The organism is Streptomyces sp. NPDC052299, assembly GCF_040679335.1.
Taxonomy (GTDB): Bacteria; Actinomycetota; Actinomycetes; order Streptomycetales; family Streptomycetaceae; genus Streptomyces.
In genome coordinates, this window is record NZ_JBFAUP010000045.1 from 1 (window position 1) to 15,238 (window position 15,238).

The 15,238-nt window shown below is 73.6% G+C and carries 8 protein-coding genes; 4 read left to right on the forward strand and 4 right to left on the reverse strand.

Annotated features, from left to right (window positions below; all coding sequences use genetic code 11):
- Together AB0L33_RS34970 and AB0L33_RS34975 are read left to right on the forward strand one after the other, a co-directional pair.
- On the forward strand, positions 1–7,524 hold a 7,524-nt coding region (locus AB0L33_RS34970), incomplete at its 5' end, for a type I polyketide synthase (protein WP_365687792.1).
- A gap of 108 nt (positions 7,525–7,632) precedes the next feature.
- On the forward strand, positions 7,633–9,237 hold the full coding sequence (locus AB0L33_RS34975) for a DHA2 family efflux MFS transporter permease subunit (protein WP_365687793.1): 1,605 nt from the start codon (positions 7,633–7,635) through the stop codon (positions 9,235–9,237).
- 148 nt (positions 9,238–9,385) lie between these two features.
- Here the strand turns inward: AB0L33_RS34975 and AB0L33_RS34980 are convergent, their stop codons facing one another.
- Both AB0L33_RS34980 and AB0L33_RS34985 read right to left on the reverse strand, forming a co-directional pair.
- Positions 9,386–10,591 (reverse strand): cytochrome P450, encoded by a 1,206-nt coding sequence (locus AB0L33_RS34980; protein ID WP_365687795.1) that lies wholly within the window; start codon positions 10,589–10,591, stop codon positions 9,386–9,388.
- A gap of 92 nt (positions 10,592–10,683) precedes the next feature.
- Positions 10,684–11,316, reverse strand: coding sequence for a TetR family transcriptional regulator (locus AB0L33_RS34985; protein WP_365687796.1), 633 nt, complete (start codon positions 11,314–11,316; stop codon positions 10,684–10,686).
- Positions 11,317–11,415: 99 nt separating this feature from the next.
- Here AB0L33_RS34985 and AB0L33_RS34990 point away from each other — a divergent pair, with 99 nt between their 5' ends.
- Both AB0L33_RS34990 and AB0L33_RS34995 read left to right on the forward strand, forming a co-directional pair.
- On the forward strand, positions 11,416–12,441 hold the full coding sequence (locus tag AB0L33_RS34990; RefSeq protein ID WP_365687797.1) for a ketoacyl-ACP synthase III family protein: 1,026 nt from the start codon (positions 11,416–11,418) through the stop codon (positions 12,439–12,441).
- A 29-nt stretch (positions 12,442–12,470) separates the two neighbouring features.
- Positions 12,471–12,704: a phosphopantetheine-binding protein gene (locus AB0L33_RS34995; protein WP_365687798.1), complete on the forward strand. Its 234-nt coding sequence runs from the start codon at positions 12,471–12,473 to the stop codon at positions 12,702–12,704.
- Positions 12,705–12,785: 81 nt separating this feature from the next.
- On the opposite strand, the gene AB0L33_RS35000 is transcribed toward AB0L33_RS34995, so the two are convergent.
- A complete protein-coding gene (locus tag AB0L33_RS35000; protein ID WP_365687799.1) occupies positions 12,786–14,252 on the reverse strand; it encodes an FAD-dependent monooxygenase in 1,467 nt (488 codons plus the stop codon).
- Between the two features lie 83 nt (positions 14,253–14,335).
- On the reverse strand, positions 14,336–15,238 hold a 903-nt coding region (locus AB0L33_RS35005; RefSeq protein WP_365687800.1), incomplete at its 5' end, for a phosphopantetheine-binding protein.

Genomic DNA, 15,238 nt, shown 5'->3' on the forward strand with positions numbered 1-15,238 from the left:
ACCGCACTCCTCACCCCGGGCACCCAACTGCCCGCCCCCCGACTCCCCTTCGCCTGGTCCGGCATCCACCTCCACGCCACCGGCGCCACCACCATTCGCGTCCACATCACCCCCACCCACCCCGACAGCATCACCCTCCACATCACCGACACCACCGGACAACCCGTCGCCACCATCACCTCCCTCGCACTCCGAGAGGTGCCGTCGGGCGGACTGGCGCCCGCTGCCGCTGTCCGTCCCGTCCCCTACGTCGTGGAGTGGGCCGAGGCCGCGCTCCCGGACGCGGACGCATCCGAGGCGACGGCCGTGCTCGGCGGTTCCCCCACGGACCGCGCACTCGCCGAGGCACTGGATGCAGGGCTCCACGACGACGCCGCCGCCCTGCTGGAATCCGTACAGCAGGGGACGGCCGCACCGGAGTCCGCGGTGCTCCTCGTCACCGGGGCCTCCGTCGAAGAAGGGGCCACGCTGCCCGCGCGGGTCCGAGCCGTTACCGGCCGGGTTCTGGAGGCGGTCCAGGAGTGGCTTGCCGATGAAGGGCTCGCCGGCACCCGGCTGGTCGTCGCCACCCGGGGTGCACTGGCCGCGCGGGAGGGCGAGGACGTGCGGGACCTCGCGGGCGCTGCCGTGTGGGGTCTGCTGCGCACCGCGCAGGCGGAGGAGCCGGGCCGCTTCGCCCTCCTCGATCTGGACCCGAGCGGCGACGACGACCCGGACGCCCTGGCGCGCGCTCTGTCGGGCGCGTCCTCCGAGCCCCAGCTCGTGGTGCGCGGGCAGGCCGTCCTCGCGCCCCGGCTGATCCGGGCCACCGACAGCCCGGCAGCGGCTCCGGCCCTCGACCCGGCCGGGACCGTACTGGTCACCGGGGCCTCCGGGACGCTCGGCGGGCTCTTCGCCCGGCACCTGGTCACCGCCCACGGGGTACGGCACCTGCTGCTGGCCAGCCGCCGTGGCGCCGACGCGCCCGGGGCGGCCGAACTGGGCAGGCAGTTGCGGGAGATGGGGGCCGAGGCGACCTTCGCGTCCTGCGACGTCGGCGACCGGGACGCGCTCGCCGCCCTCCTGGCCACCGTCCCCGCCGACCACCCCCTCACCGCGGTCGTCCACACCGCGGGCGCCCTCGACGACGGCACGGTCACCGCGCTCACCCCGGAGCGCCTGGACACCGTGCTGCGCCCCAAGGCCGACGCCGCCTGGCACCTGCACGAACTCACCCGCGACACCGACCTCGCCGCCTTCGTCCTCTTCTCCTCCGTCACCGCCACCCTCGGCAACCCGGGCCAGGGCAACTACACCGCCGCCAACGGCCTGCTCGACGGCCTCGCCGCCCACCGCCACGCACGGGGGTTGCCGGCCACCTCCCTGGCCTGGGGTCTGTGGGGCCAGGCATCCGGCCTGACCGGTCACCTCAGTGACACCGACCTGTCCCGGATGACCCGCGGGGGCATCGCCGCGCTCGACACCGAGGAAGGGCTCGCGCTGTTCGACGCCTCCCTGGCGGCCGGGCGGTCCGCGACCGTTCCGGCGCGCCTCGACCTGGGCGCGCTGCGCGGCGAGGCGGCGGCGGGCCGGCTCCCGGCACTGCTCCGTTCGCTGGTCCGGGTCCCCGCCCGGCGCACGGCCGCCGCCGCGGGCGGCGGGCAGCCCGGAGCCTGGACCGAGCGGATCGCCGCGCTGCCCGAGGACGCGCGGACCGAGGCAGTCGCCTCGGTCGTACGGGCCAGTGTGGCGACGGTCCTGGGGCACGGTTCGCCCGACTCCGTGAACGAGCAGCGGCCGTTCAAGGACTTCGGCTTCGACTCGCTCGCCTCCGTGGAACTGCGCAACCGGCTCGCGGCCGCGACCGGCCTGACCCTGCCGGCGACCCTCGTCTTCGACTTCCCGACGCCGCGCGCGGTCACCGGCTACCTGCTGGAGCGGGTGGTCGGTGCGAGCGCCCCGGTCGCCGAACCGCTACGGGACACGGGCACCGCCGGGGAGGACGAGCCGATCGCCGTGGTCGCGATGAGCTGCCGCTACCCGGGCGGAGTCGCATCCCCGGAGGACCTGTGGCGCCTGGTCGAGGAGGGGACCGACGCGGTCGGCTCCTTCCCCGCATCCCGCGGCTGGGACGAGGAGGAGCTGTACGACCCGGACCCGGACGCGGTCGGGCGTACGTACTCCACGCAAGGCGGATTCCTGCACGGAGCCGAGGACTTCGACGCCGAGTTCTTCGGCATCAGCCCGCGTGAGGCCCTGGCCACCGACCCGCAGCAGCGCCTGCTCCTCGAGACCGCGTGGGAGGCGTTCGAGCGGGCCGGGATCGACCCGGCCACCGTGCGCGGCAGCCGTACCGGTGTCTTCGCGGGCGTCATGTACAACGACTACGCCTCGCGGCTCAAGCCCGCGCCCACCGGTTACGAGGGCTACCTCGGCAACGGCAGCATGGGCAGTGTCGCCTCCGGCCGCATCGCGTACACCTTCGGGTTCGAAGGCCCCGCCATCACCGTGGACACGGCCTGCTCCTCCTCGCTGGTCGCCCTGCACCTGGCCGCCGGGGCGCTGCGCTCCGGCGAGTGCACGATGGCGCTGGCCGGCGGTGTGACGCTCATGGCGACGCCCACCACCTATCTGGAGTTCAGCCGCCAGCGAGCCCTTTCGCCCGACGGTCGCTGCAAGGCATTCGCCGCACAGTCCAACGGGACCGGCTGGGCCGAGGGCGTCGGCCTGGTGCTCCTGGAAAGGCTCTCCGACGCACAGGCCAACGGCCACCAGGTGCTCGCCGTGATCCGCGGCAGTGCCGTCAACCAGGACGGTGCGAGCAACGGCCTGACGGCCCCCAGCGGCCCCGCCCAGCAGCGGGTGATCCGCCAGGCCCTCGCGGACGCCGGACTGAGCGGCGCCGACGTGGACGCCGTGGAGGCGCACGGCACCGGCACCACGCTGGGCGATCCGATCGAGGCGCAGGCACTGCTGGCCACCTACGGCGAGGAGCACAGCCCCGAACTCCCGTTGTGGCTGGGCTCGCTCAAGTCCAACATCGGGCACGCGCAGGCCGCGTCCGGCGTCGCCGGAGTCATCAAGATGATCATGGCGCTGCGCAGCGGCGTCCTGCCCCGGACCCTGCACGTGGACGCTCCGACCCCGCACGTGGACTGGTCCTCCGGGACGGTGGAACTGCTCACCGAGCAGCGGCCCTGGCCCGAGCTGGACCGTCCGCGCCGCGCGGCCGTCTCCTCCTTCGGCATCTCCGGCACCAACGCGCACCTGATCCTGGAGCAGGCGCCGCCGGGCCCCCTGCCCGAGGGCCCGGCGGAGGCCGGGGAGCCGGCCGGACCCGTCGCCGTGCCGTGGGTGCTGTCCGCCCGTAGCGAGGAGGCGTTGCGGGACCAGGCGTCCCGTCTGCGCGACCACGTGGCCGCCGAGGAATCGGCGGCGGCGGACGTGGCCCTCGCGCTCGCCACCACACGCGCCCGCTTCGAGCACCGCGCGGTGGTCGCCGGCGCGGACCGGGCAGAGCTCATGGAAGGGCTGGCCGCACTCGCCGCGGGCACCGACACGCCCGCCCTCGTCCGGGGCACGGCAGCCGGCGTACCGAAGACCGCCGTGATGTTCACCGGCCAGGGCAGCCAGCGGCCCGGCATGGGACGCGACCTGTACGAGACCTTCCCGGTCTTCGCCGCCGCCTTCGACGAAGTCTGCGCCCATCTCGACCCCGAGCTGGGACGCCCCCTGAAGGAGATCGTCTTCTCGGTCCCGGACAGCCCCGAAGCCGACCTGCTGGACCAGACCGTTCACACCCAGGCCGCGCTGTTCGCCCTGGAGACCTCGCTGTTCAGGCTCGCCGAGCACGCGGGCCTCGCCCCGGCCCTCCTCATCGGCCACTCCGTGGGCGAGATCAGCGCCGCGCACGCCGCGGGTGTGCTGAGCCTCGCCGACGCCTGCACCCTGGTGGCAGCCCGGGGCCGGCTCATGCAGGCGGCCCCGGCGGGCGGCGCGATGATCGCGATCCGCGCCGCGGAGGCCGACGTACTGCCCCACCTGGAGCGGCACGCGGGCCGGCTCAGCCTGGCGGCCGTCAACGGGCCGGACTCGGTGGTGGTCTCCGGAGACCCCGACGCCGCCGACGAGGTCGCCGAGGACTTCCGCTCGCAGGGGATCAAGACCCGCCGGCTGACCGTCTCGCACGCCTTCCACTCGCCTCACATGGACGGCGTCCTCGCCGAGTTCGAGGAGGTCATCCGCACCCTGGACCTGCGGGAACCGGCCATCCCCGTGGTCTCCAACATCACCGGCCGGGTCGCCGGACCCGGCGAGCTGACCGACCCCGGCTACTGGGCCCGGCACATCCGGGCCGCCGTCCGCTTCCACGACGGCGTACGCACCCTGCACGAGCAGGGCGTCACCACCTACCTGGAACTCGGTCCCGACCCGGTGCTGACCGCCATGGTGCGCGGCGCCCTGGACGGCGCCGACGCGGTGCCCGCCCTGCGCGCCGGGCACCCGGAAGGGCGGTCCCTCCTCACGGCACTGGGCACGGTCCACACCCGCGGCGCCGCCGTGGACTGGCCGTCGCTGCTGCCGGCCGCGCACACGGTGGAACTGCCCACGTACGCCTTCCAGCGGACCCGCTACTGGCTGGAGGCCCCGGCCGCCGCGCAGGACCCGGCCGCGGCAGGACAGGAGGGTGCCGGCCACCCGCTGCTGGGCGCGGTCGTCGCCCTCGCCGGCGGCCGGGGGGCGGTGCTGACCGGCCGCATCGCGTCGGCCGGCCTTCCGTGGCTCGGCGACCACGTCGTCGCGGGCTCGGTCCTCCTGCCGGGCGCCGCCTTCGCGGACCTCGCGGTGTACGCCGGGGACCAGGTCGGCTGCGACACCGTCGAGGAACTGAACCTGGAGGCGCCGCTGGTGCTCCCGGAGGGCGCCGCACCGCGCCTGCAGATCCAGGTCACCGACACCGGCGACGGCAGCGGGCGGCACACCTTCACCGTCCACTCCGGCGTCGACGGCGGCGACTGGACCCGGCACGCCACCGGCACCCTGGCCCCGTCCCCGGCCGCCGCCCCGTCCGCCGCGCCCTGGGCCGAGGCATGGCCCCCGGCCGGCGCCGAGCCGGTGGACGTGGACGCGCTCGCCGACCGGCTCGTGGCCGCCGGGCTCGGCTACGGCCCCGCCTTCCAGGGACTGGTCGCGGCCTGGCGAGAAGGCGACGTCCGCTACCTGGACGTGCGGCTGCCCGAGGAAACGGGCACCGGCGAAGGGGACTTCGGCCTGCACCCCGCCCTGCTCGACTCGGCCCTGCGCACCCTCGCGCTCGGCGACCACGGCCGGCCCGACGACGGGGCGGGCGAACGGACCGACCGCATCCACGTCCCCTTCCTGTGGAGCGGCCTCCGCCTGCACGCCACCGGGGCGGGCGCCCTGCGCGTCCGCGTCGCCCCCACGGGCGCCGAAGGCACGTACCGACTGGACCTCGCCGACCCGCAGGGGCGGCCGGTCGCCACGGTCGACGCCCTCGCCGTACGCCCCCTCCCCGAAGGCGCCCTCGCCACCGCCGCCCAGGGCACCCCGGGCGCGGACGGCGGCCTCCTGCGCCCCGACTGGATTCCCCTGCCGCTGCCGCAGAACGGCCCGGCAGGACCGGCGGACTGGGCCCTGCTCGGACCGGTGTCCGACGCGGCCGCCGTACCCCCCGGGACCACGTGCCACGGCGGGCTCGCCGAGCTCACCGAGGCCGTCCGGGCGGGGGCGACCGTGCCTCGCTTCGTCGTCACCGACGCCGTCGCGCAGGCCGTCGTCCCGCCCCGGGCGCCCGGCGACGAGCCGGCCTCGACGACTCCGCCCGAGCGGCTTCGCGCAGCCATCGGCGGACTGCTGGGGCTCCTCCAGAACTGGCCGGTCGAGGAAGCCCTCGCCGACAGCTGCCTCGTCCTGCTCACCCGGGGCGGCGCGCCCGTCGGCGCCGACGGACCCGACCCCGTGGCCGCCGCCGTCCTGGGCCTGCTGCGCTCCGCCCAGGCGGAACACCCCGGACGCTTCGTTGTCCTGGACCTGGACGAGGACCCGGCCTCAGCGGCCGCCGTCCCCGCCGCGGCGCACTTCGCCGTCGCGCACGGCGAGCCGCAGCTCGCGCTGCGCGCGGGAGCCGGCCACGCTCCACGCCTCACGCCGGCCCGGCCCGACGACCCGGCCCCTGCCCCGGCGTTCCGGGAGGGCGGAACCGTCCTGCTCACCGGCGCCGGCGGGTTCCTCGGCGGGCTGGTCGCCCGGCACCTGGTGACCACGTACGGCGTACGGCACCTGCTGCTCGCGAGCCGCCGGGGCGCCGAAGCGCCCGGCGCGGCAGAACTGGGCGCGCAGCTGCGGGAGCTGGGCGCCGAGCCGGTCTTCGCCGCCTGCGACGTCGCCGACCGCGACGCGCTCGCCGGCCTTCTGGCGCGGGTGGCGGAGGACCATCCGCTGACCTCGGTCGTGCACACCGCCGGCGTACTGGACGACGGGGTGCTGACCGGGCTCACCGCCGAGCGGTTCGACACCGTGCTGCGGCCCAAGGCCGACGCCGTGTGGAACCTGCACGAGCTGACCCGGGGGACCGCCCTGGACTCCTTCGTCGTGTTCTCCTCGGTCGCCGCGCTGCTCGGCACCGCGGGGCAGGCCAATTACGCCGCTGCCAACGCCTTCCTGGACGCCTTCGCCCAGCAGCGCCGCGCGGCGGGACTGCCCGCGCTGTCCCTTGCCTGGGGTCTGTGGGGCGGTGACGGCGCCGGCATGGCCGAAGAGCTCGGCGCGGCCGACCGCGCCCGGCTGGCCCGCACCGGCCTCGCCCCGATGTCCGCCGAACAGGGCCTGGCCCTGCTGGACGCGGCCCTGGCCGCCCGCTCGCAGCCGGCCCTGGCTCCGGTCCTGCTGGATTCCGCCGCACTGCGGGCCCGGGCCGGGGCCGGCACCCTTCCCGCGCCGCTGCGCGGCCTCGTCCGCACCCCGGCCCGGCGCAGCGCCGCGGCGGCCGCCGGCAGCACGGGTGCCGAGGCGCCCGCGCTCGCGGACCGACTCGCCGCACTCGGCGCCGAGGAGCGTGCCGATGTCGTACTGGCCCTGGTACGGGGCGAGATCGCCGGGGTGCTCGGCCACGCGGACGACCGGCGGGTCGACCCCGTACGCAGCCTTCAGGAACTCGGCTTCGACTCGCTCACCTCGGTCGAACTGCGTGACCGTCTCACCACGGCCACCGGGCTGCGCCTGTCGGCCACGCTCGTCTTCGACCACCCGACGGCCCAGGCGCTCACCGCCGAACTGCTGGGCCGGCTCGTGCCGGAGGACTCCGCGGTCGGCGGGCTGGCCCAGGAGCTGGACCGGCTGGAAGCGGCCCTCGAGGCGGCCGAGGCCGGAACCGACGACCACGAACGGGCCGGCGGCCGGCTGCGCGAACTGCTGCGCAGGTGGCAGGCGGCGGCCGACGGCGCCGCCGAGCCGTCCGACGAGGGGCTGGCGGACATCTCCGACGCCGATCTGTTTTCCGCACTCGACGAGGAACTCAGTCGGTGAGACGTGGGCCTGGCTCCAACAGGCCCTGGTAAGTGGGGCATTGACATTTTCGGGTCACTGTCCCAGATTTTAGAGGCGAGCCACTTCGGTGGAGGACGAGGAGCAACCGTGAGTAAGTTGCGCGGGAACCCGTGGGCGGTCTTGATGACGCTCGGTCTCGGGTTCTTCATGACACTGCTGGACCTGACGATCGTGAACATCGCGATCCCCGACATGATGGAGAGACTCGGTTCCTCCCTCGACGAGGCCCTGTGGGTGGTCAGTGCCTATGCGCTCGTCCTCGCGGTCACCCTGATCACCTTCGGCCGCCTCGGTGACCTCCGCGGCCCCCGCACCCTGTTCGCCTCGGGCGTCGTGCTGTTCACCCTGGCCAGCGTCGCCTGCGGCCTCGCCGCCGACCCCGGCATGCTCATTGCCACCCGTGCGGTGCAGGGACTGGGCGCGGCCATGATGGTGCCTCAGACGATGGTGATGATCATCGCGGTGTTCCCGGCGGACCGGCGCGGTGCGGCCATGGGCGTCTGGGGTTCCATCGCAGGTGTCGCCACCATCTCCGGGCCGACGCTCGGCGGGCTGATCGTCAGCACCGTCGGCTGGCGCTGGATCTTCTTCATCAACGTGCCCGTCGGCATCGCCGTGCTCGTGCTGACCTTCCTGCTCGTGCCCGACATCCGCCCGGCCCGGAGCCACAAGTTCGACATCGTCGGCGTGCTCATCGCCACCGTCGCGCTGTTCTGCCTGAGCTTCGGGCTTCAGGAGGGCGAACGCTACGACTGGAACGCGGGCATCGTGGCCCTGATCGTCGGCGGAGTGGCCCTGCTCGGCGTGTTCGTGCTCTACCAGCGCCGTAAGCAGGACGACGAGCCGCTCGTACCGTTCGCGCTCTTCAAGGACCGGAACTTCACCGTGATGACCGTGATCGTCGCGCTCATCTCGATGGCCCTGCTCGGTCTGGTGCTGCCGGTGAACATCTACCTGCAGTCCGTGCTCGGCATGTCCGCCGTGCAGGCGGGTCTGACCCTCGCACCCTCGCCCCTGCTGTCGATGATGACCGCCCCGTTCGCGGGCCGCATGTCCGACAAGATCGGCGGCAAGAACGTCCTGCTGTTCGGCCTCGCCGTCTACGGCATCGGCATCTCGCTGGTCCTCGCGGTCGCCGCGGTGGACAGCCACTGGTACACCTTCACGCTGCCGATGGCCGTGGTGGGCCTGGGCACCGGCTGCCTGCTCGCGCCGATGGCCACCGAGGCCATGCGCAACGTACCGCCGCGCCTGGCGGGCGCCGCCTCCGGCGTCAACAACACCATCCGTCAGATCGGTTCGGTCCTCGGCGCTTCCGTCGTCGGCGCCGTCCTGCAGAGCCGGCTCGCCACCACCCTGCACGAGGAGGCCGCCACCCGCTCCTCCGGCCTGCCCGCCCAGAGCCGTGAGGGCTTCGTCGACTCCTTCTCCTCCGGCGCGAGCCCCGACGCCGACACGATCAAGGACCTCGCCGCGGGCCTGCCGACGGAGGCCGCCCGGCAACTCGCCGCCGCGGCACAGGCCGTCTACGACCACGGGTTCGTCACCACCATGCACAGCACCCTGATCCTGCCGCTCGGCGCCGTCGTCGGCTCCGTGCTGCTCTGCCTGGCGGCCAGGAACCACCGGTCGGCACAGAAGGCCGCCGCGGCCGAGCCGGTGGCTCCGCCGCAGCCCGAACCCTCCCGCTGATCCGCCGCTCCCGGCAGATCCCCCCGACATCCGGCCCCCGCGTCATCCCCCGCCGCGGGGGCCGGATCATGTCCCGGCCCGAGACGCCGGGACACGAAGAGGCGGCGCGCCCCCACCCGGGGACGCGCCGCCTCTTCGCGTCTGCGGACTACCAGGTGACCGGCAGCGAGGCCAGACCACCCGTCAGGGTGTCGTCGCGGAACTGCAGCTCCGCCGGGTCCACCGCGAGCCGCAGGTCCGGGAACCGGACGAACAGCGTGGAGAACAGCGCCTGGAGCTCCAGACGGGCCAGACCCGAACCGAGGCAGAAGCGCGGACCGTGACCGAAGGCCAGGTGCTGCGTGCTGTCCCGGGTGATGTCGAAGACGTTCGGGTCGGAGAAGATGTCCGGGTCGCGGTTGGTGGCCGTGAACGCCAGCATCACCAGGTCACCCTTGGGAATGGTGGTACCGGCGATCTCGATGTCGTCGTGCGTGTAGCGGGGCAGCACGTCCTGCGTGGACGGCGCCGCCATCCGCAGGATCTCCTCGACCGCGCCCTGCACGAGTCCCTTCGGGTCGGCCTGGAGCTTCTTGCGCTCCTCGGGATGGGTGAGCAGCAGCAGCGTCCCGAGGTCCAGCCGGGTCACCGTGGTCTCGTGCCCGGCGAACAGCAGACCGGCGGCCATCCGGGCGATCTCGTCGTCGGCCAGGCCCTCCTTCTCCTGTACGGCGACGAGGTCCGAGAACACGTCCTCGCCCGGGGTCCTGCGCTTCACCTCGATGAGGCCGCGCATGTAGCCGTGCAGCTCGCCCCAGGACGCCTTGGCCTTCTCCACGTCCGTCAGGCTGGTGGCACCCGCCGACATCCGGCGGAACTCCTCGCGGTCCTCGCCGGGCACGCCCAGCAGCTGGCAGATGACCAGCACGGGCAGCGGGAAGGACAGCGCCTCGTGGAAGTCCCCGGGGTTCGGGCCCTTCTCCAGACCGTCCAGCAGCTGGTCGATGAGCTGCTGGACGCCGCCCTGGAGCTTCTGCACCCGGCGCGCCGAGAAGGCCGGGGCCAGCAGCCGGCGCAGCTTCGTACGGGTGGGCACCTCGTCCTCGGGCTTGCCCAGCGGGCCGGTCAGCACAGCGGCGTTGGCCACGCGGGAGGCCGTCTCCGGCGCGTGGTGGGAGCGGCCCAGGCGGGAGTCGTTGAGGAGCTGCTTGACCTCGCCGTAGCGGGTGACGAGCCAGGCCTCGTCGCCTGCCGAGGTGGTCACGCGGACCACCGGCGACTCGGTGCGCAGCGAGCGGAACTTCGGGGCGATGCCGTTGACATCGTCGGGATCACGGTCGAAGGGAAGGCGCGGCAGGTCCTGGATCTGGGTCACGATCGTGCTCCTCGGTGGTGTGGCGATACGCCCGTCGTCGCCGAAGGCTAGGAGGAGCTTCTAAAGCAGCCTTAAACCGCCGGGTGGCCGCGTCAGCGCGATGCCTGCTCCACCGCGGGGGCCAACAGGTCCAGGGTCCGGGCGAAGAGGTCGTCCAGGTCCGGCTCCCCGTCCTGGTCCACCCAGAAGCGCAGGGTCTCGGCCACCGCGCCCCCGATCGCCGCCGCCAGCACCCGCGTCCGGTACCCCTCCGGCGCGTCGGGATCGGTCCCGTCCCGGGCCGCCAGCAACCGGGCCAGCTCGCGCAGCCCCTCCTGGGTGCGCTGGGCGTTGAGGGCCCGCAACTCCGGTACCCGGTTGATCATGCGCAACCGGGTCAGCAGCTCCGCACGGCCCTCGTCGAAGGCCCCGCTCGCGCGTACACCGGCCAGCATGACCCGCAGCCCGGCCAGCAGGGAACCGCCCTCGGGCAGACCTCCGTCCGCGAAGTGGAGCGGGTGCGCGCCGGGGGACGCCGCCGCCTCCGGCCCGCCGTCGTGGACCCCGGACAGGATCACGTCCTCCTTGGAGGAGTAGTAACGGTAGAAGGTCGTCGTGGACACCTCCGCCGCGGCGGCGATCTCCTCGACCGTCGTCGCCCGGTATCCACGCTCCTCGAACAGGCGCAGCGTCTCCCGCTGGATCGCCTGCCTGACCTTGAGCTTCTTCATCTCCCGCAGCCCCACGTCCACATCATGCTGCAAGCGCCACGAAAGAGCCGCACAAGGGCCGCCTGGGAAGGTGCCCCGTACCCTCCAAGGCTCTTCTGAAAGCGGGCGCACAGGATGAAAGTGGACAACGTGTACCTGGCCGGGATCGGCAGCTGGATACCTGACCGGGTCAGCGTCGACGAGGCCATCGAAAAGGGCTGGTACGACGAGACCCTGCGGGCGTCCAGTGGCATGATCTCGGTCGCGGTCGCCGGGGACGTGCCCGCCCCCGACATGGCCGTCGCCGCGGCCGAGGAGGCCCTCAAACGCTCCGGGCACGAGCCGGAGGAGATCGCGGCGCTCATCCACACGCCCGTCTTCCACCAGGGCCCCGACATCTGGTCGGCCCCCCATTACATCCTGCACCGCACGGTGAACCGGCCCGTGCCCGCCCTGGAACTGCGCCAGGGCTGCCTCGGCATGATCACCTCGCTGCGGTTCGCCGCCACCATGCTGACCGCCGACCCGGCCGCCGACGCCGTTCTGATCACCGCCGGCGACAACTTCTCCACCCCGGGCCTGGACCGCTGGCGGGTCAGCTCGAACTACGTACTCGGCGACGCGGGCTCCGCCGCCGTGCTCTCCCGGCGGGAGGGCTTCGCCAAGCTGCTGTCCGTCACCTCGATCTCCATTCCGGAGGCCGAGGTCCTGCACCGCGGTGGCGACCCCCTCTTCCCGCCGAGCATCACCCTGGGCCGCCCGCTCGACCTGGAGGCCCGCACCGACCACATCCGCGCCCAGTGGATGCAGGGCGTGGCCCCGCCCGTCTTCCACCTCGGTGACATCGTCTGCGAGGCCGTCACCGCCGCCCTCACGGACGCCGGCCGGACCCTCGACGACATCACGCGCGTCGCGCACAGCGCCGTCGCCTTCGACCAGATCCGGAACGGCTTCCTCGAACCGCTGGGCATCGAGGAGTCCCGCGGCACCTGGGAGTTCAACCGCCGCGTGGGCCACTCCGGCGGCACGGACCAGATCGTCGGCCTGGAGCACCTGCTGGCCTCCGGCGAACTGCGCCCCGGCGACCACGTCCTGCTGCTCGCGGCCGCCGTCGGCATGGAAGTGGGCTGCGCCGTACTGGAGATCGTCGACATCCCGTAGTCCCGACCGGAGAGAAGGAAGGCCCCACCATGAGCCCGACCACCACCGCACCCACCGCCGACGAGATCCGCGAGGCCGTCGCCGAACTCGTCGGCTTCCACGCCAGGGACATCGCCGACGACGCCAACCTCATCGCCCTCGGCCTCAAATCACTGCACATCATGCAGCTCATCAACGTCTGGCGGCGCGCCGGCCTGACCGTCTCCTTCAAGGAACTCGCGGACGAACCCACCGTGGCCGCGTGGGCGCGCACGTTCTCCTGATGTGACGCATGCATGGTGAAGGGCCGGGGCACACCGCCTCGGCCCTTCACCATGCGGGGGTCCCGGAGGGTGAAACCGCCCTCAGGCCCTCGGCGTCCCGAACCACTGCTCCAGCACCGGCCGCAGACTGGCATCGCCCGGCTCACCGGCCCACGCCACATGCCCGTCCGGCCGTACGAGCACAGCGGACGCCCCGATCTCCGCGACCGGCTCGGCCGCCACCAGGTCGACGCGGTCCGCCCACGCCGCGACCGGGTTCGCCGCGTCCCCGGAGCCCGTCAGGTCCAGGAACACGCCCCGCCCGGCGTGCAGCGCCGACGCCACACTGCCGGCGCCGTCCGCCGTCACGAGCGGCACGTGCGGCAGCCGGCGCCCCACGGGCGCGGCCGCGCCCTCCGGCGCATAGCTCACGTCCAGCCCCGTGGACAGCTCCAGCAGGTAGCGGTTCGCGTCCGGGAACTTCAGCAGCTCCGCCATCAGCGCCCGCACCGGCGCCACCTTCTCCACCGGGTGGATCAGGGCCAGCTGGGTGTCGGTCGCGGCAGCCGCGCGCAGACCCTGCGGGCGCCGCTCCGCCGTGTACGTGTCGAGCAGGTTGGGCGGGGCCCAGCCGAGCAGGTCGGCCGCGAGCTTCCAGCCCAGGTTGACCGCGTCCTGGAGCACCAGATTCATGCGCAGCCCGGCCAGCGGGTAGAACGTGTGCGCCGCGTCGCCCACGAGGAAGATCCGCTCGGCCTGATACGTCTCCGCGACGCGCGACGGGCCGCCGTAGCGGCGGAGCCACCGCACCGGGACATCCGGGAACGGCGTGTCGTTGAGCCGCTCGATGGCCCGGCGCAGCTCGCCCGCCGTCGGCTCCACCGACGGACCCGGCAGGTCCGTGTCGAACTCCGCGGTGATCACCCGAGTGACCCCCGGCTCCACGGGCACCGACGAGTAGAGCCCGCCCACCGGGCAGAACCGGGCGCCGCGGTGGATCTCCGGCAGGTCCTGGATGTCGATCTCCACGTCCGCGACCAGACCGCAACTCACCGGCCCGGCACCGGAGAAGGTGATCCCGGCCAGTGCGCGGACCACGCTGTCCTCGCCGTCGGCGCCCACCAGGTAGCTGCCGCGCAGCTCGTACGTCTCCTCACCGGCGCGGACCGTGACGCCGACCCCGAACTCGTCCTGGGTGCAGCCCGCCAGCTCGTGCCCGTAGCGGATCTCGGCGCCACGCTTGAGCGCGTGCCGCTCCAACTCCTTCTCCAGGTACTCCTGAGCGAGCAGCAGGGCCGGCTGGTGGCGCCCTTCGAGCGGAGTCATGTCGAGCCACAGCAGGGAGAAATGGGTTCCCTGGACCGGCGTGGTGTGTTTCTCCAGACCCTCCAACAGGCCCCGCTGATCCAGTAGTTCCACGACGGTGGTGTTGACGGCCTGGCCCACGGACCGGCCGCTGCGGGACGGCAGCCGCTCCAGCACGATGCTGTCGATGCCCCACAGTCCGAGCTCGTGGGCGAGCATCAGCCCTGCGGGCCCGCCACCCGCGATGATTACGGGATCGGACATATCCTGTTCCTCCGGTTTCTGGTGCGGTACGTGGTGCCTGATGCGCGGCCCCGGGCCCGCGACGGACCCGGGGCCGCGCGGCCTCAGGCGATGCCGAGCTCGTTGTCGATGAGGTCGAAGATCTCGTCGTCCGTCGCCACGGAGATCCGCTCGGCGGCCCCCTCGTCCTCGCTCGCGGGTCCGGACCCGCCGTGCTCCTCCAGCCGCAGCAGGAAGTCCTGCAGTCGGGCTGTCAGCCGGGCCACGGCTGCCGGAGACGGCTCGGTCGAACCCAACGCGCCCTGGACCACGTCGAGTTCGCTGACAATGCCTGCGAAGACGTCCCGCTCCGGGGGAGCGAGCAGTTCGTCCAGGTGCGCGGTCAGCGCGCCGGGGGTGGGGTGGTCGAAGATCAGGGTCGGGGTGAGGCGTCGGCCGGTGGCGGCGCCGAGCCGGTTGCGCAGTTCGACGGCGGACAGCGAGTCGAAGCCGAGCGACTGGAACAGCCGGTCCGGTCCCACGCTGTCTGCCGACGAGTGACCGAGCACGGCCGCGACATGCTCAGCCACCAGCTCCGCAAGCCGCTTCCGCCGCTCCTGGGCCGACAGGGGAGCGAGCCTTTCGGCCAGCGGGACCTCCCCCGCACCCCCACCCGATGAACGGCCGGCGGCACGCGCCACGGGGCGCGGCCGCGCCTGCCGTACCAGGGCGCTGAACAGCGGATCCAGCAGGCCCGCCCGCGCCCGCTCGGCGAGTGTCGCCGGATCGAGCCCCATCGCCACGGACACGGGCTGGCGCAGCCCCAGCGCCGCGTCGAAGCGGGCCAGGCCGTCGGCGGAGGTCAGCGCGGTCACACCGGTACGGGCCAGCCGGGCCAGCGCCGTCTCGTCCAGCTGCCCCGTCATCGTGCTCGCTTGGTCCCAGAGTCCCCAGGCGAGGGAGGTGGCGGGGAGTCCTTGGGTGTGGCGGTGGGTGGCGAGGGCGTCGAGGAAGGTGTTGGCGGCGGC